The 405-nt window shown below is 31.9% G+C and carries 1 pseudogene; it reads right to left on the reverse strand.

From position 1 onward, the window contains the following. Window positions 1-405, reverse strand: a pseudogene (locus tag GVJ63_RS22075) (coproporphyrinogen III oxidase); the annotation flags it as partial.

A 405-nucleotide genomic window follows, 5' to 3' on the forward strand; every position in this document is an offset into this window, starting at 1 on the left:
CTACATAACCACTTGCACCTGCTCCAAATCCATAATATTCCTCATTAAACCAGTAAACCTTATTATGTTCTGATTCATGGCCATCTAATGCAAAATTAGATATTTCGTATTGATGGAAAGGAGATTGTTCTATCTTAGACATCAACAACTGATACATGTCAGCACCTAAATCCTCATTAGGAAGTTTAAGCAACCCTTTTCTATACATATTATAAAATTGGGTTTTAGGTTCAAGTATTAAGCCGTAACTCGAAATATGTTGAATATCCATATCTAAAGCTAGATCTAAACTTTGTTCAAAATCTTCAATCGTCTGTTTCGGTAAATGATACATTAAATCTAAACTGATTGATTTAATACCTGCGTTTTTAGCATTTAACACCGAAGTGTAAATATCTTCAGTAT

The sequence above is a fragment of the Pantoea sp. 18059 genome, from assembly GCF_902706165.1.
Lineage (GTDB): Bacteria > Pseudomonadota > Gammaproteobacteria > Enterobacterales > Enterobacteriaceae > Pantoea > Pantoea agglomerans.